This is a genomic window from Cobetia sp. 2AS (assembly GCF_029846355.1).
Taxonomy (GTDB): Bacteria; Pseudomonadota; Gammaproteobacteria; order Pseudomonadales; family Halomonadaceae; genus Cobetia; species Cobetia amphilecti.
Map to the genome: position 1 here is coordinate 246,053 of NZ_JARWKQ010000004.1, position 19,607 is coordinate 265,659.

Sequence of the window (19,607 nt, forward strand, 5' to 3'; positions counted from 1 at the left end):
GGTCACCCGACTGCGTCGCGTTTCCCTTGAGAACGCGGCGTATATTATCGATAACCTTCGACTGGCGCAAGCCTTTTTTCCAAAAACTTTCAGATAGATAGCGTCAGCGCTCTCACTCTGCTCACTGACCCTGCGCCCTCGCCCTACGCTTCACCCTGTGCCCTCAACCTGCGCACTGGGCCGAGACCGCACTCATCGTCACGGCCCCAGCACCACGTAATCGCCACGGGCCTCGAAACACAGTCGCGGAGCAGACTGCCCTTCGACCTGACACCACAGCTGCTGGGTCAGCGACAGTCGCGCTCGCCGCCCTGCCGCCAAGCGCTCGCCCACCTCGTGCAGCGCTGCCATGTCATCCGGCGCGCAGATGATGTGATAGTCGCCACTGACCGGGGCCAGAAACTGCTGACTGGCCTGCGACACCACGATATCGCGCTGGATACCGCGGGCACGCAGCCAGAGCGTCAGCCAGCTCCAGCCACACAGGGTCGCCTCGAGACTCATGGCGCCGCCGAAGGCAGTGCCCTTGTCATTGAGATTGGGCGGCAGATGCAGATGCCAGCTCAGCTGACCCGTCGCACGCTCGGGCTCTGACCACTGCATCTCGACAAGCCCCAGATGGGCGGCCAGCGGGATCGCCTGCGTCAGCCAGCCACGAAACCGTGACAGGTCGTCGCTGACCGGCGCCGCGAGACTGCCCGGCTGCCCCTGCGCATCACGCGGCAGAGGCAACGGTGGCCAGGCCTCACCACTCAAGCGCGACGGCTCATTTCGCGTCTCACTCACTCAGCGTCTCTCTCATCAAGGGCTTCGCTCAGCGCCTCTCTCATTCAGGCCCTCGCTCAGCGCTTCTCATCAAGGGCCTCGCTCATTCAGCGTTTCACTGCCAGCGTTCGACGAAGTCGGCACTGTTGCGGTTCGGCAATGGCTTGAGGCGCCCGCCCGGAGTACCGAGGTAGAGGAAGCCGACCAGCTCATCCTGCTCGTCCATGCCCAGCCCTGCGTGCACGATGGGGTCAAAGGCGTAGCCGCCGGTGCGCCACATGCCACCGAGCCCCTGGGCCTGAGCGGCATACAGCATGGCGTGGGCGGCACAGCCGGCGCTGACCACCTGTTCGACACGCGGCACCTTGGGGTGGTCCGGCGTGACCCTGGCGATCACCGCGATCACCATCGGCGCACGCAGCGGCTTCTTGCTGGCAGCGGCCTGGGCGGCCTCGTCACCGGCCGGCGACTTGTTGCGCTCCGCCTCGGCGAACAGCTCGCCAAGGCGCTCAAGCCCGCCACCCGTGAATTCGATGAAGCGCCAGGGCGTCAGCTCGGCGTGGTCCGGCGCGCGCAGGGCGGCCTGATAGATGGCCTCCATCTGCTCAGTGCTCGGGGCCGGCGCCATCAACTTGCCCATGGAATTGCGTTCATGCAGTAACGTCAGCGCGTCCATCGTCTCTCCTGTCACAGACTTAAGATAAGAATGATTCTCACACTAGCATGTCGCCGGTACGCCGTCTCATCACTCGCTGCTATCTACCTGATTGGCAAGGCGCTACCTGACTGGCAAGGCGCTATCTGGTTGGCGAGGTGACAGAGACGACTACTGCCGGGAGAGACGCAGCGGCAGACTGGCGCGGGCCTCGGCCTCGAGATCCGCCGTGGCGCGCCACGGGCTGATATCCAGGCCGCCACGCCGCACGTAGCGCGCCATCACCAGCAGAGACTCAGGCTTCACGCGCGCCATCAGGTCGACGAACAGGTGCTCGACGCAGTGCTCATGGAAATCCTGGTGCTGGCGATAGCTGATCAGATAGGCCAGCAGGCGCTCGCGATCGATACGCGGGCCGCGATAACGGATCCACACACTGCCCCAGTCGGGCTGGCCGGTGACCGGGCAGTTGGACTTGAGCAGGTGGCTGTGCAGGTCTTCGCTGACGATGTCGGCGTCATCGGCGCTGAGCAGCTCCGGCGACGGCGTGTAGTGCTCGACGCTGATCGGCAAGTCATCGAGGCACTCTCCCGGCAGACGCCCGACGTCCAGCTCGCTATCGTCCAGTTCCAACAGACGCACCTCGACCGGCGCACCGGCCGCGGCGGCGAGGTCACGCTCCAGCGTTGCCTGCACCGCTGCCTGATCGGGGAAACGGCTCTGATTGAGACTGTTGAGATAGAGCTTCCAGGACTTGGATTCGATCAGGTTCGGCGAGGCTGCCGGCAGGCGAAAACGTGCCACGCGCACCCACGGCTTGCCGGCCTCATCCAGCCAGGAGACTTCAAAGGCGTGCCACTCATCCTCACCGACGAACGGCAGCGCCGCGTCATCGATGCCGATGGGGCCACGATTGGCCGCCCGCGCGATGGGGAACAGCAGACTGGCATCGTAGTGCTCGGGATAGGCGGACTCTCGCCCGAGCGGGGCATCCTTGAGGGTCTCGGGGCGCGCCTCGTCGGGCACGTTGACGGCAGTGGGATGAGCCATGACAGCACTCCAGTGAAATAGGCCAATAAAGCATCGAGATCAGGGGCGCAAACAGCAGAACGCCGGCAGAAGCCGGCGTTGCATGCACTGGCGCGATAGCGCGCATCTTACCATCATCGTCTGGGCGACATCTTCAGCTGCGGATGCCCTTGCCACGCTCCAGCAGCCACAGCGCGAAGGCGAACAGGCCGATGATGAAGGCCACGATGGCCGCCATCGCCGGACCGACGCTGATGTCCGAGACGCCCAGAATGCCGTAGCGGAAGGTGTTGACCATGTAGAGGATCGGGTTGGCCAGCGACACCGTCTGCCAGAATTCCGGCAGCATGTGGATGGAATAGAAGACGCCCCCCAGGTAGGTCAGCGGCGTGAGCACGAAGGTCGGAATGATCGAGATGTCATCGAACTTGCGCGCGAACAGCGCATTGATGAAGCCACCGATGGAGAACAGCAGCGCCGTCAGCACCACGACCATGATGGTCAGGAAGGGGTGATGGATATCGAGGTCCGTGAACAGGAAGGCCACGGCGGTCACGATGATGCCGACCCCCAGCCCGCGCACGGCGCCACCGATGATGTAGCCGAGCAGGATGATCCACGATGGCAGTGGCGAGACCATCAGCTCCTCGATGCTGCGCTGGAACTTGTTGGAGAAGAATGACGAGGCCACGTTGGAATACGAGTTGGTGATCACCGACATCATGATCAGCCCCGGCACGATGTAATCCATGTAGCTGATGCCATCCATGGTGCCGATGCGCGAGCCGATGAGATTGCCGAAGATGACGAAATAGAGCGTCATGGTGATGGAAGGCGGCAACAGCGTCTGCGGCCAGATGCGCGTGAAACGACGGACTTCCTTGACGACGATGGTGACCAGAGCCACCCATAGCTGACGGGGGTTCACTGCGTGATCTCCTTGGCAACATTGGAGGCGATACCGCTTTCGGCGTTGGAACGCTCGACCAGGTCGACGAACAGCTCCTCGAGACGATTGGCACGATTGCGCATCGACACCACGGTGATGCCGGCACGATCCAGCGCCGCGAAGGCGGTATTGATCGACTGGCCCTTGCGCACGGCGAGCGCCAGCTGCTGAGGGTCACTCAAGGAAACCTCGAACCCGGCAATCACCGGCGCCTTGGTCAGCGGCTCACGAATGTCGAGCAGGAAGGTTTCCGCATCCAGCTCCTTGAGCAGCTCACGCATGCTGGTGTCATGCACGATCTCGCCATGATTGATGATGGCGATATTGCGGCACAGGCTCTCGGCCTCTTCCAGGTAATGCGTGGTGAGGATGATGGTGGTGCCCTCCTCCCGATTGATGCGGCGCATGAACTCCCACATCGAGCGGCGCAATTCGATATCCACACCGGCCGTCGGCTCATCGAGAATCAACAGACGCGGCTTGTGAATCAGCGCACGGGCAATCATCAGACGGCGCTTCATGCCACCGGACAGCATGCGTGACGGGGTGTCGCGCTTGTCCCACAGCCCGAGGTCCCTGAGCAGACGCTCGGCACGCGGGCGCGCTTCCTTCATCGGCATGCCGTAATAACCCGCCTGGGTCATCACGATGTCCTGCACCTTCTCGAACTGATTGAAGTTGAACTCCTGCGGCACGACGCCGAGGTGATACTTGGCCTTTGAGAAGTCCTTGTCGATATCGATTCCGTAGATCTCGACCTTGCCTGCGGTCTTCTGCACCAGCGAACTCACCACGCCGAGGGTCGTGGACTTGCCGGCCCCATTGGGGCCCAGCAGCGCGAAGAAATCGCCCTCGGGGACGTCAAGATCAATCCCCTTGAGCGCCTCAAAACCGTTGCCGTAGACCTTGGTCAGGCCACGGATAGACAAGGCAGGTCGTGACATCGGACACCTGTAATCGATTGACGCTGTCAGCCAGCACAGCAGAAAAGACGCATCTGAGAACAATTGCGCAACAGTGATGGCACCGTTTCGCCGTCCGCGAACATGAAAATCAGACGCAAGATATTGGATGCGCATGGTAACGCATTCGGCGCTGCCACATCAGACACACGGCAGAAAGGCATTAGTGCGCCACGGGAAACAAGCAGAGGGAGAAAATCACGCGGGGAAAGCACCAGCGAGCGGCACAGAACAGGGCGGGGAGGAATTTCAGGCACAAAAAAAACGCCAGTGACGTAACACGATGATCGTGTCTGTCAGGCGATGGCGTACTGCTATGTCATGCTTCAGCTTGCAACGTCACATTCGACTGGAGCGGGAAACGAGATTCGATCGGACTGGCGTTCCAGATCGCGACCTATCATTGCGCTTTTCGACTGGAGCGGGAAACGAGATTCGAACTCGCGACCCCAACCTTGGCAAGGTTGTGCTCTACCACTGAGCTATTCCCGCCTGTCGAAACACAAAAACTGCGGCGTAAAACAGAATGGCGTCCCATAGGGGGTTCGAACCCCTGTTACCGCCGTGAAAGGGCGGTGTCCTGGACCACTAGACGAATGGGACACACGTTAGAAAAAGCCATGCTTAATCTAAATGGAGCGGGAAACGAGATTCGAACTCGCGACCCCAACCTTGGCAAGGTTGTGCTCTACCACTGAGCTATTCCCGCACCGGGTGTCATGAACCTGTGCTCACGACATCTGTCTTACTGCTGGCTTGCCACACCATCATGCTCTGCATGGCGTCCCATAGGGGGTTCGAACCCCTGTTACCGCCGTGAAAGGGCGGTGTCCTGGACCACTAGACGAATGGGACGTACTGGAGCGGGAAACGAGATTCGATCGGACTGGCGGACCAGCTCGCGACCTTATCGCATTGCCTTTTCCTCTGGAGCGAGAGATGAGATTCGACCGGACTGACGTTCAGCTCGCGACCTTGTCACACCACTTGTTCCTAATGGAGCGGGAAACGAGATTCGAACTCGCGACCCCAACCTTGGCAAGGTTGTGCTCTACCACTGAGCTATTCCCGCAACACAAGCAGATCATGCGACCACACAAGACCGAAGATGGCGTCCCATAGGGGGTTCGAACCCCTGTTACCGCCGTGAAAGGGCGGTGTCCTGGACCACTAGACGAATGGGACACACGTTAGAACAAGACATGCCTGATCTAAATGGAGCGGGAAACGAGATTCGAACTCGCGACCCCAACCTTGGCAAGGTTGTGCTCTACCACTGAGCTATTCCCGCACTCCGGTCTCTACGCTGCAAGAAAGTGGCGTCCCATAGGGGGTTCGAACCCCTGTTACCGCCGTGAAAGGGCGGTGTCCTGGACCACTAGACGAATGGGACGTAACGTTCTTGCCTCGTCGAGGTGGCGCGTATATTACAAAGACCCTCCCCCTTCGTCAACCCCCTGCTTCAACAGGATTTTTCCGGCGTTGGCCAAGTGCATCCACCACATGCTTGTGGTCACGCCCTGACGCCCGCATTCTTGGGGTATGTGCCGGGTTTCGCGTGAAGACCGGCAGCCACTCTTTTCGAATTGCCGCGCAGGAGAACTTGCTTGCAGGTTCACACGAGCGCCATTCGAGAAACGCATAGATAGAGAGAAGAGATCATGAGCGAACAAGACCCGCAGACTCAGGACAAGTTGATTCGCAGTGAAGAGGAGTGGCGCAAGCGACTGACGCCGGAGCAATACCGGGTGACGCGCGAGGCCGGGACCGAGCGCCCCTTCACCGGCGATCACGAAGTCAGCCCGACGCCGGGTACCTATCACTGCATCGCCTGTGACGCCAAGCTGTTCGACAACGACACCAAGTTCGATTCCGGCTGTGGCTGGCCGAGCTTCGACCGCCCCTATGCCGATGCCGCCGTCGAGGAGCACTTCGATACCAGCCATGGCATGCGTCGCGTGGAAGTGCGCTGTCGTCGCTGCGAATCCCATCTGGGGCACGTCTTTCCAGATGGCCCGACTGACACCGGTCAGCGCTACTGCATCAACTCCGTCGCGCTGCGCTTCAAGCCGATACGTGCCTGACGCCCGGGGCATCGCGAGTCGATAGAGCGCTGAGGCAGTGATGACCGGATAGCGCGCCTCCATGGCCAGGCCGCCTCTGATAGAATGCGTCGCCATACGCGTCCCCTCCTCTCCCGCATGCCATGTAGCGCCATCCCTGATGGATGAGCGCCTTTCCTGGCATGCGGGAAGTAAGGAGGCAGGACAGAGGTGACAGAACAACCGTCATACCCCTGACGGCAGGAGAGAAGCGACATGCTGGGCTGGTATCCGGGACATATGCACAAGGCACGCCGTCAGATAAAGGACGCGCTGCCCGAGATCGACGTGGTCATCGAAGTCCTCGATGCCCGCCTCCCCTACTCCAGCACCAATCCGGTGCTGTCCGAACTGACCCGCCACAAGCCGGTACTCAAGCTGCTGTCTCGCGCCGATCTGGCGGACCCGGCACGCACGCGCGAGTGGGTCGAGTATTTCGATGCCCTGCCCAACACCCGTGCACTGGCGATCACCACGCTTGAGGCGCGTGATCTCAAGCAGATCCCGCGACTGTGCCGCGAGATGGCCGGTCATATCCGCGTCGATCGTGATGCGCGCGTGATGGTGATGGGCATCCCCAACGTCGGCAAGTCGACGCTGATCAATGGCCTGGCGGGTCGCAAGATCGCCAAGACCGGCAACGAGCCCGCCGTCACCAAGCGCCAGCAGAAGATTCGCATCGACGGTGGCATCGCCCTGATCGATACCCCCGGGGTGATGTGGCCGAAGATCGAGGACCAGGCCAGCGCCTATCGTCTGGCCGGCAGTGGCGCGATCCGTGACACCGCCATCGATTACACCGATGTGGCGGTGATCGTCGCGGCCGAGCTGGCCAAGCGCTACCCCGCGGAGCTGACCGCACGCTACAAGCTGAAGTCACTGCCGGCCTACAGCGCCAACCCTGACGCCGAGCGAGTCGAGAGTGATGGTCCGCGCAAGGTCGATCTGATGGCGCTGTCCGGCTTCAATGGGGTCGCGATTCTGGAAGAGATCGCCAGCAAGCGCGGTGGCCTGCGTGCCGGTGGCATCATCGACCTGCACCGCGGTGCCGAGGTACTGCTGCATGAACTGCGCGACGGCAAGCTTGGGCGCCTGACACTGGAAACACCCGCCGACATTCCTGCCGAGCCGGTGCCGGAAGCCAGTGGCGAGACGGAAGATGGAGCCGAAACGCGTGAGCAAGAGAGCGAATAACGCTACCAGAACAAGGCGCTAACGCGACTCTCGCCTGACTCCCGCCCGCGGGAGGCGCTTGAATGCCAGTTGAAAATCCCGCCAGAAAACCTCTGGCGGGATTTTTTTTCTGCCTGAACATCTCAAACCACAAATTTAACCACGCTATTGGCCCTTGGCCGTGGCGCGGCAGGCCAGCGCCGCGATATGCTGGACGCTCGCCCCTACACCTTACGTGACGGAGATCTACGGAAAGCATCATGGATACCGAGCAAAGAAAGCCCCGCGAAATTCGCAAGTCACACAAGCTGGACAACGTCTGCTATGACATTCGCGGGCCGGTTCTCGAACACGCCAAGCGTCTCGAGGACGAGGGCCATCGCATTCTCAAGCTCAATATCGGCAACCCGGCGCCCTTCGGCTTCGAGGCACCGGAAGAGATTCTGCAGGACGTGATGCGCAACCTGCCGACAGCGCAGGGCTATTGTGATTCCAAGGGGCTTTACTCTGCGCGCAAGGCGATCATGCAGGAGTGCCAGCGCAAGGATATCCAGGGTGTCGGGATCGAGGACATCTACGTCGGCAACGGCGTCTCGGAGCTGATCGTGCTGGCCATGCAGGCATTGCTTGATGATGGCGACGAGCTGCTGGTGCCGGCGCCGGATTACCCGCTATGGACTGCTGCCGCCAACCTGGCCGGTGGTCGCGCCGTACACTATCTGTGTGACGAAGCGCAGGACTGGGCCCCCTCCATCGAGGACATCCGCGCCAAGGTGACCAGCCACACCAAGGGCATCGTGCTGATCAACCCGAACAACCCGACCGGCGCGGTCTACCCGCCCGCGGTGGTGAAGGACATCCTGCAGGTCGCGCGCGAATTCGGTCTGGTGGTGTTCTCTGACGAGATCTACGACAAGATCCTCTATGACGGTACCGAGCACGTCTCCACCGGCGCGCTGGCCGATGACCTGCTGGTCGTGACCATGAACGGCCTGTCCAAGAGCTACCGCTGCGCGGGCTTCCGCTCCGGCTGGATGATTCTCTCCGGCGACAAGCGCCCGGCGGCCGACTTCATCTCCGGCCTCGACATGCTGGCCAGCATGCGCCTGTGCGCCAATGTGCCGGCGCAGCACGCCATTCAGACGGCGCTCGGCGGCTATCAGTCGATCAATGATCTGGTACTGCCGGGCGGACGCCTGCTGGCCCAGCGTGACGCGGCCTGGAAGAAGCTCAACGAGATTCCCGGCGTCAGCTGCGTGAAGCCCAAGGGCGCGCTCTACATGTTCCCGCGGCTCGACCCCGAGATGTATCCCTTCGAGGACGACCAGCAGATGGTGCTGGAGCTGTTGCTGGAAGAGAAGATGCTGCTGGTGCAGGGCACCGCCTTCAACTGGCCGAATCCGGACCACCTGCGCATCGTCACCCTGCCCTACGCCGACCAGCTGGAAGAAGCCATCGAACGCCTCGGCCGCTTCCTGGCGCGACGTCGCAAGGCCTGACGTCGGCCCAGCCCCCGCGACCAAGGGGCTACGCAGGTCGCCTCCAGTGGTGATACCTTGCTGTCCTTGCAGACTGTCGACGCAAATTCTGCCCGCTCCACCGCCAGTGATTCATCTCACTGTCAGTATCGCGGGCAGATAATTGCGCCCTACCGATATATTGGCATTGGAGACCTGACCCCATGATGCGGATAGCCCTTTTCCTGATCACCAACCTGGCGGTGGTGCTGCTGGCCAGTGTCACGCTGCGCCTGCTGGGCTTCGATGGCTACATGGAAGCCAACGGCATCAACTACACGGCGCTGCTGATCTTCTGCTTCATCATCGGCATGGCCGGTTCCGTGATCTCGCTGTTCCTGTCCAAGACGATGGCCAAGTCCTCGACCGGCACCGTGATCATCGAACAGCCGCAGAACGACACCGAGCGCTGGCTGCTGGACACCGTCGGTGAACTGGCGCGCGACGCTGGCATCAAGATGCCGGAAGTCGGCATCTTCCCGGCGCAGCAATCCAATGCCTTCGCTACCGGCTGGAACCGCAATGATGCGCTGGTCGCCGTCTCGGCCGGCCTGCTCAATCGCATGCGCCCCGAGGAAGTGCGCGCCGTGCTGGCGCACGAGATCGGCCACGTCGCCAACGGCGACATGGTGACGCTGACGCTGATCCAGGGCGTGGTGAACACCTTCGTGATGTTCTTCGCGCGTATCGCCGCACACGCCATCGACGCCTTCCTCAAGCGCGATGACGAGAACGGCGGCCTGGGCTTCTTCGGCTACATGGCGGTCGTGTTCGTGCTGGAAATGGTGCTGGGCCTGGTGGCCTCGATGATCGTCGCCTGGTTCTCGCGCTGGCGCGAATACCGTGCCGATGCCGCAGGCGCAGGCCTGGCGGGCAGCGGCTCGATGATCAACGCCCTGGCTCGCCTCAAGCAGGAACATGAGCTGCCGGACCAGATGCCCGACACCATGACCGCCTTCGCCATCACCACCGGCAAGAGCCGCAAGCTGATGGAACAACTGTTCGCCAGCCACCCGCCGCTGGATGACCGTATCGCTGCGCTCAAGGCCGCTGCCTACAAGTAAGCTCCCCCAATCCTGCACGGACTGAACTCCCTCTGCAGACAGCAAAAAAGCCCGCCACGTGATCCACATGGCGGGCTTTTCTGTCAGTGGGCGCCGCTCGACATGCCGCCCCTCACGCCAATGCTTCCCACCCCGACAGCCCCAGCAGATTCACGGCAGCGTCGAGGCCGATCTGTTGCATCTCGCCCACGTTCAGCGAGTCACCCCGCAGGGCGCCCTCGATCCACAGGCCATCGACCAGCCCGTTGAGCGCGATGGTCAGATGCTGCAGCCGGGTCTCATCTTCCTGACGCCCTTCCGCCACCAGAACGTCCTCCACCAGATGACGGAACAGCTCGGTCGTTTCGCGATAGGCCTCACGGCGAATCTCGGCCATGCGAGGGTCGCCATAGGTGAGCGGCAGAAAGTTGGCCCACAGCAACAATGTCTGCGGCGTCACGATCGGCGGTGACAGATTGGCCTCAAGAAAGGCCTTCAACCTTGCATGAGGTGCCAGCTCTCGCCCTTCTATCGTGTCGGAGGCATCGGACAGCAGGCGCTCCAGAAAGCGGCGATAGGCCGCGTAGAGCATGTTGTCCTTGCCTTCGAAATAGAAGCGGATCAACCCATTCGAGACACCAGCATATTCGGCGACACGCCGCACTGTCGTGCGCGAGATTCCCTCGCTGGCAATGCAGGTCAGGGTCGCTTCGATCAGGTCATCCTCTCGGGCATTGTTGTCTCGACGACTGGCCATGGAACGTGAATTACCCCTCGCGCAGAATCGGATTGGTCAGGCAGGTGGGGCCACCTTCGCACGCCATGCACAGGGCGTCACCTTCAAAAGTGCGCACACGCACGCCGGCGGCTTCCATCACGGCACGCGTGCCGGGGAAGCCATCGATCATCACGCAATCGTTCGGCGCCAACGGCATGACATTGAGACTCAGGCCCAGCGACTGGTGGAACTCCTCTTCCGGGGCAATCACGAAGCGGATACCGCGCGCTTTCATCAAGGTCCAGAGTGCAGCAGGGATCAACTTGGGATGTACCAGATAGGTGTCATCCGCCAGCGGCGAGATAACCGACATCAGATGCAGGCAGGCCGCCTCGCCCTCCCAGACGGGCAGGTCGAAGCCCAGCACCTCGATACCATGCGGATTGAGCAGCGCGTTGAGCTGACGCACGCCCTCCCGATTGGAGCGGAAGCCCATGCCGACGACAAGGGTGTTCTCATCCAGCCACAGGGTGTCGCCCCCCTCGATGGCCGCCTCACCTTCCAGGCGACCGATGACCGGAATACCGGCCTGCTCATAGACCTGACCATGCCGATTCGGTTCGTCCTTGCGCAGCGGCTTGCCCATCTGGAACAGCACGGCGCCGGCACGCGTCACCACCGAGGCATCGCGGGTGAACATGGCATCTGACAGCCCGTCATTGGTGTCCTCCATCCAGACGATCTCGGCACCGCTCTCCTCCACCATCTCGACCAGGGCCTGGTACTGACTGATGGCTTTCTCGGCATTGAAGTAGTGGTTGTAATGCCAGACCGCCGGATCGGCATTGCGCAGGCTGTCGCCAGGACGACGCATCAGGACACGCGTCATTGGAGCGGCCATTGAGTGGCAACCGAACCGGGAGGAGACGGGGGTATTCGACATGGAGGAAACCTCATTTGATGGTCTGTCAGTCGCAATTGACTCGAATGTTATACAGATGCATAATTTTTATACATATGCATAGTTTTATACAGGCACATGACTTTATGCAACTGCATAGTCAGTAGCCGAGTGCATAACAACAAGATCAATCAGAGGACTCGCGCGTGCCTCACTCTCCTGTCACCCCGATGACCGATACGAATGACGATGCCGTCATCGACATTCGCGGACTCTGGAAATCCTTTGCTGGACGCGAAGTCCTCAAGGGCATCGACCTCACTGCCCAGCGTGGTGACGTGATCTCATTGATCGGCAGCAGCGGCTCGGGCAAGTCCACCCTGCTGCGCTGCATCAACCTGCTCGAGACACCCAGCGACGGGTCCTTGCGTCTGCTGGGCGAGGACGTGGCGCTGCGGCGGCGTGGCCAGCGACTCGAGCCCGTCAATCGCCGACAGCTGCGTCTGCTGCGAGCTCGCCTGGCGATGGTCTTCCAGAACTTCAATCTCTGGCCTCACATGAGCCTCGAAGCGAACCTCATGGAAGCGCCGATGCAGGTGCTCGGTCAGTCCCGCGCAGAAGCTCGGGAGCATGCTCACCAGCTGCTGGAGCGCGTCGGGCTGTACTCCCACCGCCAGGCCAACCCGAGGACGCTTTCCGGCGGCCAACAGCAACGTGGCGCCATCGCCAGAGCCCTGGCCATGTCGCCGGAGGTGCTGCTCTTCGATGAACCGACCTCGGCACTGGACCCCGAACTTGTCGGCGAGGTGCTCGAGGTGATGCGCGATCTGGCTGCCGAAGGACGCACCATGGTCATCGTCACCCATGAGATGAAGTTCGCCGCTGATGTCGCGAACAAGGTCATCTTCCTCGACCAGGGCAACATCGAGGCCCAGGGCACCCCCGACCAGATATTCCGCTCCCCCTCTTCCGAGCGCCTCAAGCAGTTCATCGGCTCGATTACCTGAACCAGGAGAAGACCAACAATGAAAACCCTGTCCGCTATCGCATCTCTCGGCGCCATCGCCCTGACCCTGAGCACCGTAGCCCAGGCCGACGTCGTACGTGTCGGCTTCGCCAGCGAGCCCTACCCGCCGTTCGCCACCCTGGAGTCCGATGGCAGCGTGACCGGCTGGGAAGTCGATATCGCCAATGCCGTCTGCGCCGCGGCAGAGCTTGAGTGCGAGATTGTCACCTCCTCCTGGGATGGCCTGATTCCGGCGCTGACCACGCGCAAGATCGATGCGATCGCCGCTTCACTCTCCATCACCGAGCAGCGCCGCAAGGTCATCGACTTCTCGGACAAGTACTACCAGACCAGCGCTGCCGTCATGGGTGCCAAGGGCGACGAGATCACACCGACGCCAGAAGGACTGGCCGGCAAGACACTGGGTGTGCAGTCGGCCTCCATTCATCAGACCTATGCCAAGCGCCACTTCCCCGACACTCGAGTGCGTGAATACCAGACCCAGGATGAGGCCAATCAGGACCTGTTCGCCGGACGCATCGATGCCACCCTGGCCGACATCCTCGTGCTGGATGACTATCTCGCGAGCGACGATGGCGAACTGTGCTGTGACATGAAGGGCAATGTCGCGCACGACGAGAGCATCCTGGGGTCCGGCGTTGGATTCGGCGTGCGCAAGGGAGACAAAGAGCTGCTGGAGCGCCTGAATGCCGGTATCGCCGAGATTCGTGCCAGCGGGCGTTATGACGAGATCAGCAAGCAGTACTTCGACTTCGACATCTACGGAGATTGAAGCCGCCCTCGTCTCGACTTCGCCATACCGCATGAGGAAATTGCATGGCTGACTATCGCAACATGAGCATCGGCGAGCTGCTGTCGCTGACGCCGCCGGGCTGGGGAGGCGCTCTGCTGGATGGTCTGGTGCTATCGCTGCAGGTAGCGGCGAGCGGCTATCTGATTGGCCTGGTGATCGGCATGGCGGGCGCTGCGGGCAAGATCTCGGGTGGCCCCGTCACCCGGGATCTGCTCACCGGCTATACGACGGTGATACGCGCGGTTCCCGAGCTGGTACTGATCCTGCTGGTGTATTTCGCGGCGCCCGATGCCCTGAACCATCTGGCGAGCGCCGTCGGCCTCGGCCCCCTCGAGATCAGCCCCTTCGTCGCCGGAGTGGCCGTCATCGCTCTGGTGCAGGGCGCCTATGCCACCGAAGTCATCCGCGGTGCCATCAATGCCATCCCCAAGGGAATGCATGAGGCCGCACTGGCGCATGGCATGGCGCCCTTCACCATCCTGCGCCGCATCACGCTGCCATTGTTGCTGCCAGGCGCCCTGCCGGGCCTCTCCAATCTATGGCTGATCGCGACCAAGGACACCGCACTGCTGGCGGTCGTGGGCTTCACGGAACTGACACTGGCCTCGCGTCAGGCGGCCGGCTCCACCCGCCATTACCTGCTGTTCCTCGGCGCCGCGGGGGGGCTCTATCTGATCGTATCGCTTGCCTCCAACCTGCTGTTCAAGACACTGGAGCGTCGCATGGACAAGGGGGCCCACCATGGCTGAGCCCAGACTTCCGCCCCATCGCCTCGTCCTGATCGTGATTGTCGTCGCCATCCTGGTGGCGATCGGCACCCAGATGCACTGGGACTGGGTCGCCCAGTACCGCGGCGAGATCGGCAAAGGCATACTGCTGACGCTCTTGCTGCTGGTCTCCACCAGTGTGGCGGGCTTCCTGCTGGCCATCCCGCTGGGGCTGGCACAGGCACGTGGGCCGCGTCCGCTGGCGTGGCTGGCGCGAGGGTTCTGCAATCTGATTCGCGGTACCCCATTGCTGCTGCAGCTGTGGATTCTCTACTACGGACTGGGGTCTCTGTTTCCGTATATCCCCGGCTTGCGTGGCAGCTGGTTGTGGCCGGTGCTGGCAGATCCGTGGATCTACGCCTTCTGTGCCTTGACCCTGTCGTTCGCGGGTTATGAAGGCGAGATCATGCGCGGCGCCTTTGCCGGCGTACCGCGCGGCGAACTTGAAGCGGCTCGCTCGCTGGGCATGTCTCCCTTCAGCATTCTCCGGCGCATCTGGCTGCCCAGAGCCGTACAACGGGTATTGCCCACGCTGAATGGCGAGCTGATCATCCAGCTCAAGGCGACGCCACTGGTCGCGACCATTTCCGCCATCGATACCTATGCCGTCTTCGGGCGTATCCGCCAGGAAACCTATATCGTCTACGAGCCGCTGCTGCTGATGGCCTTGATCTATCTCGTCATCGCGGGACTGATCACCCTCGGCTTTCGCACACTCGAGAAACGCCACGCATCATGAGGCCTGACATGCAACGCACCCTCGATATCCTCACTCGCCTCATCGCCTTCGATACCACGTCGGACCGCTCCAATCTGGGGCTGATCCACTTCGTGCGTGACCTGCTGGCCGAGCACGGCATCCAGGCGACCGTGCTGCCGAATGCCGAAGGCGACAAGGCCTCACTGCTGGCGACGATAGGGCCGCCTGTCGCCGGGGGCGTGGTGCTTTCCGGTCACACCGACACCGTGCCCGTCACGGGGCAGACCTGGTCGCAGGACCCGTACCAGGCCACGCTCAAGGAGGGGCGCCTGTACGGTCGCGGCTCGGTGGACATGAAGGGCTTCATCGCGCTGTGTCTGGCGATGGTGCCGCAGTTTCTCGCATCGCCTCTCAAGCGGCCGATCCATCTCGCCTTCTCCTATGACGAAGAAAGCACCTGCATGGGCTGCCTGCCGCTGATCGACCACATGCGCGAGACACTGCCCGAGGTCGCCGCCGTCATCATCGGCGAGCCGACGCAAGGCCGAGTGGTGTCAGCGCACAAGGGCGTGCACTCCTGGCGCACGGAGGTGACGGGCGTCCCGGCCCATTCGAGCCGGCCAGACCTTGGCGTCTCGGCCACCTTCTACGCCGCGCGCATCATCTCGGAATTCGAGCGCACGGCAAACGAGCTACGCACCAATGCCACCCGGGGAGAGCTGTTCGAGCCGCCCTATTCCACCCTGCACGTCAGCGCCATGCAGGGCGGCAATGCCCCCAATATCATTGCCAAGGACGCTCGTCTGCATTGGGAGCTGCGCAATCTGCCCAGTGACCCGCCTGACGCGGTGCGTGCACGCTTCGATGACTTCACCGCACAACTGGCTCGCGAGATGCAGCAGCATTCAGCCGACTGCCGCATCCAGACACTGGAGGACTATGCCTCGGTGCCGGCACTCACCCCGGAACCCGACGGCAAGGCAGAGGCGCTGGCCTTCGCCCTGACGGGACAGAGTGAACGCTGTGGCGTCGGCTTCTGCTCGGAAGCGGGCTGGTTCCAGGATCGCGGCTTCTCCACCGTCGTGTGTGGGCCGGGCTCCATCGCGCAGGCCCACAAGGCAGACGAATACATCGAGATGGCGGAACTTGAGCGATACCGTGACTTCCTCGCGCGCCTCATGCAGCACCAGTGCGCGGATTGAGCGCTGAGATGAACGGCTTCGCCCTGACCTTGAGCCGCAAAAAAGCCCGCCACGTGATCCACGTGGCGGGCTTTTTTTGTCTATCCCTCAGGATCGAGTCAGCGTGACTCCGAGGTCTCGTGGGGCGTATCCAGCACCAGTGACTCGGCCAGCGGCGTCGGCTCCACGCCTTCATCCCCCTCGCCCTCCTCAAGGCGCTCCAGCTTGAAGCCGACCATGGCGTAGGCCACCGCCAGCGCCAGATTGATCAGATTGAACAGTGCAAAGGGCAGGTAGCTCAAGGTCGCGACGCCCAGGGTAGCCGCCATGTAGGCACCGCAGCTGTTCCAGGGGATCAGCGGCGAGGTGATGGTGCCGGAGTCTTCCAGCGCGCGTGACAGGTTGACCGGCGCCAGGCGGCGGCGACGGAACTCGGCGCGATACATGCGCCCCGGCAGGATGACCGAGATGTACTGATCCCCGGTCACCACGTTGGAGGCCAGGCAGGTGCCCAGCGTGGTGATGACCAGCGAACCGGCGTTGCGTGTCGCGCCCAGAAGGCTCTGCACCAGACGCTCCAGCAGGCCGAGGCGTTCGATCACGCCGCCGAAGGTCATCGCCGACAGGATCAGCCACACGGTGTTGAGCATGCTGCTCATGCCGCCCTTGGAGAGCAGCGAGTCGATCACCTCATCACCGCTGTGGGAGACATAGCCATCGAACATCGACATCCACACCCCCTTGAGCAGCGCCATGGCGGTGGACATGTCAGTGACGCTTGCCAACCCCACCACCGCCTGCGGCTGGAAGATGACCGCGAAGACGGCGCCCAACGCCGCGCCGATGAAGATGGCCGGGAAGGCGGGCATCTGACGCACGGCCATCACCAGCAGCACCAGGAGCGGAATCAGCAGGTGCAGGCCGATGTTGAACTGCTCGCCCAGCTGGGCACGCAGATTGGCGACCTGTTCCGGCGTCTGCAGGCTGGAGACGGAGTCATGGCCGAGCCACAGAAAGCCTGCCAGCGCGAGCAGGATGCTGGGCACGGTTGTCCACAGCATGTGACGAATATGCGCGAACAGCGTGGTGCCGGCCGCTGCCGGCGCCAGATTGGTGGTATCGGACAGCGGCGAGAGCTTGTCACCGAAGTAGGCCCCGGAAATCACCGCGCCGGCGGTGATCGCCTCGGACAGCCCCAGGCCATCAGCGATACCGATCAGGCCGATGCCGATGGTACCGGCGACCGTCCACGAGCTGCCCACCGACAGCGCCACCAGCGCGCACAGCAGACAGGCGGAGGCATAGAAATACTGTGGCGCGATCACGTCCAGACCGTAGTAGATCATCGCCGGCACGGTGCCACCGAGAATCCAGGTGCCGATCATCGCGCCGACCGCCAGCAGGATCAGGATCGCACCCAGCGAGATCTGGATGCCCTTGTTGATCCCCTCTTCGATATCGCTCCAGCGATAGCCGTTCTTGAGACCGATCAGACCCGCGATCATCGCGCCGGACAGCAGCGCGACCTGATTGGGCCCCCAGGAGGCATCGGCACCGAACAGCACCACCGCCAGCACCAGCATGGCGATGACCAGCACGATGGGAATCAGGGCATCCAGCAGAGAAGGCGGACGATAGCCGCTGTCCTCAGCAGAGTTATCAGGGTGTTGTTGCATTCAAGACACCATCTTCAAGAAATGAGGACGCCGACACGCCGCGTGGTGACGGGCATGGCAGAAGACACGGAGAATGGGGAGCAACGCCGCAGCGTCAGGCGGGGCATGCCGTCAAGGCCAGCCCCGGCGCGTGTCGCCAGGCGATCTGGGTCGCATTATATCGACCAAGGTCGAAGACCGAAACGGTCAAGGATTCAGGCATGCGGCAAGGTCGTCGTCCATCAAGCGACCTCCACAATGCGAACGCCCCCGCCAGCAGGGCTGACAGGGGCGTTCCAGGGCGGCTTGCGAGTCACGCCGTGATCATTTGCTGACCAGCTTGACGCGGGAGAAGCCGAAGCCCTCGAGTACCTCACGCAGTTCGCGGGCATTCTTCTTGAGCTCGACGCGCAGCGTGGAGAACTCGCGACGCAGCGGATATTCCCGTCGATAACGCACGAAGCCCTCGGCATTGCCGAACCGACGCTGATAGCGACGCAGGCCCAGCGCATCGCGGCGCACGTCATAGCAGGCGCGCACGCAGAGCCCCAGCGCCTCTTCCGGCGGCGCCCAGCCCGTCAGCACCAGCTTGCGCAGCCACGGGTCCGGCTTGAGCTGACCCAGCTTGCGGCGCGCCGGCAGTCCGAAGTGACGGCAGGCCTGCTGATAGATGATCTCGGTGCCCTGCATCTTGCCATCCAGGCTATGCCCGGCGATGTGCGGCGTGGCGATGTCCACCAGTGCGGCCAGCTCGGCATCGATATCCGGCTCGTTTTCCCACACATCCAGCACGGTCAGCAGATCAGCCTGCTCCTTGAGGCGCTGCTTGAGCGCCGCGGTATCGACACAGCCACCGCGGCCGGCACTCAGCAGCACGCTGCCGGGCTTCATGGCGCGGATGCGCTCGGCATTGATCAGATGATGGGTCGGATGCTCGCCACCGGTGACCATCGGGGTGTGCACGCAGATGACATCACACTCGGCGACCAGCTCATCGAGGTCCACGAAGCGAGACTTCTCGAGGCGCTCATCGCTCTGGCCCTCAAGCGCGGCGCGCGGCGGGTCACAGACCAGCACCTCGGCCCCCAGCGACTCGAGACGCTTGACCAGCCGTGACCCGACCTGACCGGCCCCGACCACGCCGAAGCGGCGGTCCAGCTGCAGATCCAGCCCTTCCTGCTCGGCCAGATGCCACAGCGACGACAGCACGTAATCCACCACCGAGTCGGCATTGCAGCCCGGCGCGTTGGTGAAGTGGATATCGTTGGCCGCGAGCCATTCGAGATCGGCATGGTCGGTGCCGATGATCGGCGAGCCGACGAAGCGCACCCGCGTTCCTTCCAACAGCGCCTGATCCACGCGCAAGGTAGAGCGACAGATCAGCATGTCGACGTCCTTGAGGACGGCATTGGTGATCTCGCGAGTCGGCATGCAGGTCACCTCTCCCAGTTCGGAGAAGAATTCCTCTGCCAGAGGGACGTTATCGTCCACGATGATGTGCATCTGTTGCCTTTCCTTGCTGTGGCAATGAGTGTCGCTGCGGTTTCACGGGCCAGCATGAGCGCCTGAGTGACTTCACACCTTGCCGCAAGGCACGTGAAGATTACAATGGTATGCTTGCTTGCCCGCCGCCGTGCCATCTTAGGCGCACGCAACGGGCGTCACAAGCT

Annotated in this window: 18 protein-coding genes and 8 tRNA genes; 9 read left to right on the forward strand and 17 right to left on the reverse strand. The window is 62.4% G+C overall.

The genetic code is table 11. The features are described from left to right. Positions 1-198: 198 nt before the first annotated feature. From QD356_RS12795 to QD356_RS12855, 13 genes are all read right to left on the reverse strand, one after another. The gene (locus QD356_RS12795; protein ID WP_279878017.1) at positions 199-786 is read right to left on the reverse strand and encodes a YiiD C-terminal domain-containing protein; all 588 of its coding nucleotides are present in this window, start codon (positions 784-786) and stop codon (positions 199-201) included. Between the two features lie 94 nt (positions 787-880). After that, complete coding sequence (locus QD356_RS12800; protein ID WP_192837438.1) at positions 881-1,441, reverse strand: NAD(P)H nitroreductase; 561 nt, start codon at positions 1,439-1,441, stop codon at positions 881-883. 150 nt (positions 1,442-1,591) lie between these two features. Continuing rightward, complete coding sequence (gene queF / locus QD356_RS12805) at positions 1,592-2,470, reverse strand: NADPH-dependent 7-cyano-7-deazaguanine reductase QueF (RefSeq protein WP_192837437.1); 879 nt, start codon at positions 2,468-2,470, stop codon at positions 1,592-1,594. Between the two features lie 133 nt (positions 2,471-2,603). Beyond that, positions 2,604-3,377, reverse strand: a complete 774-nt coding sequence (locus QD356_RS12810) for an ABC transporter permease (protein WP_043333883.1) — start codon at positions 3,375-3,377, stop codon at positions 2,604-2,606. Further along, positions 3,374-4,342 carry an ABC transporter ATP-binding protein gene (locus tag QD356_RS12815; protein ID WP_192837436.1) on the reverse strand — a complete coding sequence of 323 codons (969 nt, stop codon included), beginning with the start codon at positions 4,340-4,342 and terminating at the stop codon, positions 3,374-3,376. The genes QD356_RS12810 and QD356_RS12815 overlap by 4 nt, the downstream gene beginning before the upstream one ends. A 435-nt stretch (positions 4,343-4,777) precedes the next feature. Further along, positions 4,778-4,852: transfer RNA gene (locus QD356_RS12820), tRNA-Gly, on the reverse strand. 35 nt (positions 4,853-4,887) lie between these two features. Beyond that, positions 4,888-4,963: transfer RNA gene (locus QD356_RS12825), tRNA-Glu, on the reverse strand. Between the two features lie 31 nt (positions 4,964-4,994). Then, positions 4,995-5,069: transfer RNA gene (locus QD356_RS12830), tRNA-Gly, on the reverse strand. Between the two features lie 70 nt (positions 5,070-5,139). Beyond that, positions 5,140-5,215, reverse strand: a tRNA-Glu gene (locus QD356_RS12835). Between the two features lie 142 nt (positions 5,216-5,357). Continuing rightward, a tRNA-Gly gene (locus QD356_RS12840) sits at positions 5,358-5,432 on the reverse strand. A gap of 37 nt (positions 5,433-5,469) precedes the next feature. After that, a tRNA-Glu gene (locus QD356_RS12845) sits at positions 5,470-5,545 on the reverse strand. A 31-nt stretch (positions 5,546-5,576) separates the two neighbouring features. Beyond that, positions 5,577-5,651 (reverse strand) — tRNA-Gly (locus QD356_RS12850). A 26-nt stretch (positions 5,652-5,677) separates the two neighbouring features. Further along, a tRNA-Glu gene (locus QD356_RS12855) sits at positions 5,678-5,753 on the reverse strand. Positions 5,754-6,021: 268 nt separating this feature from the next. Here QD356_RS12855 and msrB point away from each other — a divergent pair. From msrB to htpX, 4 genes are all read left to right on the forward strand, one after another. Further along, positions 6,022-6,444, forward strand: a complete 423-nt coding sequence (gene msrB / locus QD356_RS12860; RefSeq protein WP_043334292.1) for a peptide-methionine (R)-S-oxide reductase MsrB — start codon at positions 6,022-6,024, stop codon at positions 6,442-6,444. 234 nt (positions 6,445-6,678) lie between these two features. Further along, positions 6,679-7,656, forward strand: a complete 978-nt coding sequence (gene ylqF, locus QD356_RS12865; protein WP_192837435.1) for a ribosome biogenesis GTPase YlqF — start codon at positions 6,679-6,681, stop codon at positions 7,654-7,656. 239 nt (positions 7,657-7,895) lie between these two features. Then, positions 7,896-9,134, forward strand: coding sequence for a pyridoxal phosphate-dependent aminotransferase (locus QD356_RS12870; protein WP_043334294.1), 1,239 nt, complete (start codon positions 7,896-7,898; stop codon positions 9,132-9,134). Between the two features lie 182 nt (positions 9,135-9,316). Beyond that, a complete protein-coding gene (gene htpX, locus QD356_RS12875; RefSeq protein ID WP_107336103.1) occupies positions 9,317-10,216 on the forward strand; it encodes a protease HtpX in 900 nt (299 codons plus the stop codon). Positions 10,217-10,328: 112 nt separating this feature from the next. On the opposite strand, the gene QD356_RS12880 is transcribed toward htpX, so the two are convergent. Together QD356_RS12880 and QD356_RS12885 are read right to left on the reverse strand one after the other, a co-directional pair. Further along, complete coding sequence (locus QD356_RS12880) at positions 10,329-10,952, reverse strand: TetR family transcriptional regulator C-terminal domain-containing protein (RefSeq protein WP_043334296.1); 624 nt, start codon at positions 10,950-10,952, stop codon at positions 10,329-10,331. Positions 10,953-10,962: 10 nt separating this feature from the next. Further along, the gene (locus tag QD356_RS12885; protein ID WP_225996293.1) at positions 10,963-11,856 is read right to left on the reverse strand and encodes an arginine deiminase family protein; all 894 of its coding nucleotides are present in this window, start codon (positions 11,854-11,856) and stop codon (positions 10,963-10,965) included. Between the two features lie 188 nt (positions 11,857-12,044). On the opposite strand from QD356_RS12885, the gene QD356_RS12890 reads away from it, so the two are divergent. The 5 genes from QD356_RS12890 to argE are packed head-to-tail and all read left to right on the forward strand — an operon-like array spanning position 12,045 to position 16,303. Then, positions 12,045-12,821 carry an amino acid ABC transporter ATP-binding protein gene (locus QD356_RS12890; protein WP_043334298.1) on the forward strand — a complete coding sequence of 259 codons (777 nt, stop codon included), beginning with the start codon at positions 12,045-12,047 and terminating at the stop codon, positions 12,819-12,821. Positions 12,822-12,839: 18 nt separating this feature from the next. After that, positions 12,840-13,613 (forward strand): transporter substrate-binding domain-containing protein, encoded by a 774-nt coding sequence (locus QD356_RS12895; RefSeq protein ID WP_192837434.1) that lies wholly within the window; start codon positions 12,840-12,842, stop codon positions 13,611-13,613. A gap of 44 nt (positions 13,614-13,657) precedes the next feature. Continuing rightward, positions 13,658-14,383 carry an ABC transporter permease subunit gene (locus QD356_RS12900; protein WP_192837433.1) on the forward strand — a complete coding sequence of 242 codons (726 nt, stop codon included), beginning with the start codon at positions 13,658-13,660 and terminating at the stop codon, positions 14,381-14,383. Next, the gene (locus QD356_RS12905; protein WP_192837432.1) at positions 14,376-15,140 is read left to right on the forward strand and encodes an ABC transporter permease subunit; all 765 of its coding nucleotides are present in this window, start codon (positions 14,376-14,378) and stop codon (positions 15,138-15,140) included. The genes QD356_RS12900 and QD356_RS12905 overlap by 8 nt, the downstream gene beginning before the upstream one ends. A gap of 8 nt (positions 15,141-15,148) precedes the next feature. Then, the gene (gene argE, locus QD356_RS12910; RefSeq protein ID WP_225996292.1) at positions 15,149-16,303 is read left to right on the forward strand and encodes an acetylornithine deacetylase; all 1,155 of its coding nucleotides are present in this window, start codon (positions 15,149-15,151) and stop codon (positions 16,301-16,303) included. A 98-nt stretch (positions 16,304-16,401) separates the two neighbouring features. On the opposite strand, the gene nhaC is transcribed toward argE, so the two are convergent. Both nhaC and pdxB read right to left on the reverse strand, forming a co-directional pair. Next, complete coding sequence (gene nhaC / locus QD356_RS12915; RefSeq protein ID WP_192837430.1) at positions 16,402-17,958, reverse strand: Na+/H+ antiporter NhaC; 1,557 nt, start codon at positions 17,956-17,958, stop codon at positions 16,402-16,404. A gap of 303 nt (positions 17,959-18,261) precedes the next feature. After that, complete coding sequence (pdxB, locus tag QD356_RS12920; RefSeq protein WP_192837429.1) at positions 18,262-19,440, reverse strand: 4-phosphoerythronate dehydrogenase PdxB; 1,179 nt, start codon at positions 19,438-19,440, stop codon at positions 18,262-18,264. Between the last annotated feature and the right edge of the window lie 167 nt (positions 19,441-19,607).

Excerpts from the sequence above, each read along its gene's own strand:
- ylqF (WP_192837435.1), top strand. The coding sequence starts at position 6,679 with ATGCTGGGCTGGTATCCGGGACATATGCACAAGGCACGCCGTCAGATA.
- QD356_RS12870 (WP_043334294.1), top strand. The coding sequence starts at position 7,896 with ATGGATACCGAGCAAAGAAAGCCCCGCGAAATTCGCAAGTCACACAAG.
- QD356_RS12800 (WP_192837438.1), bottom strand. The coding sequence starts at position 1,441 with ATGGACGCGCTGACGTTACTGCATGAACGCAATTCCATGGGCAAGTTG.
- pdxB (WP_192837429.1), bottom strand. The coding sequence starts at position 19,440 with ATGCACATCATCGTGGACGATAACGTCCCTCTGGCAGAGGAATTCTTC.
- QD356_RS12905 (WP_192837432.1), top strand. The coding sequence starts at position 14,376 with ATGGCTGAGCCCAGACTTCCGCCCCATCGCCTCGTCCTGATCGTGATT.
- QD356_RS12880 (WP_043334296.1), bottom strand. The coding sequence starts at position 10,952 with ATGGCCAGTCGTCGAGACAACAATGCCCGAGAGGATGACCTGATCGAA.
- queF (WP_192837437.1), bottom strand. The coding sequence starts at position 2,470 with ATGGCTCATCCCACTGCCGTCAACGTGCCCGACGAGGCGCGCCCCGAG.
- QD356_RS12885 (WP_225996293.1), bottom strand. The coding sequence starts at position 11,856 with ATGTCGAATACCCCCGTCTCCTCCCGGTTCGGTTGCCACTCAATGGCC.
- nhaC (WP_192837430.1), bottom strand. The coding sequence starts at position 17,958 with ATGCAACAACACCCTGATAACTCTGCTGAGGACAGCGGCTATCGTCCG.
- htpX (WP_107336103.1), top strand. The coding sequence starts at position 9,317 with ATGATGCGGATAGCCCTTTTCCTGATCACCAACCTGGCGGTGGTGCTG.
- QD356_RS12895 (WP_192837434.1), top strand. The coding sequence starts at position 12,840 with ATGAAAACCCTGTCCGCTATCGCATCTCTCGGCGCCATCGCCCTGACC.
- QD356_RS12815 (WP_192837436.1), bottom strand. The coding sequence starts at position 4,342 with ATGTCACGACCTGCCTTGTCTATCCGTGGCCTGACCAAGGTCTACGGC.
- msrB (WP_043334292.1), top strand. The coding sequence starts at position 6,022 with ATGAGCGAACAAGACCCGCAGACTCAGGACAAGTTGATTCGCAGTGAA.
- QD356_RS12900 (WP_192837433.1), top strand. The coding sequence starts at position 13,658 with ATGGCTGACTATCGCAACATGAGCATCGGCGAGCTGCTGTCGCTGACG.
- argE (WP_225996292.1), top strand. The coding sequence starts at position 15,149 with ATGCAACGCACCCTCGATATCCTCACTCGCCTCATCGCCTTCGATACC.
- QD356_RS12890 (WP_043334298.1), top strand. The coding sequence starts at position 12,045 with ATGACCGATACGAATGACGATGCCGTCATCGACATTCGCGGACTCTGG.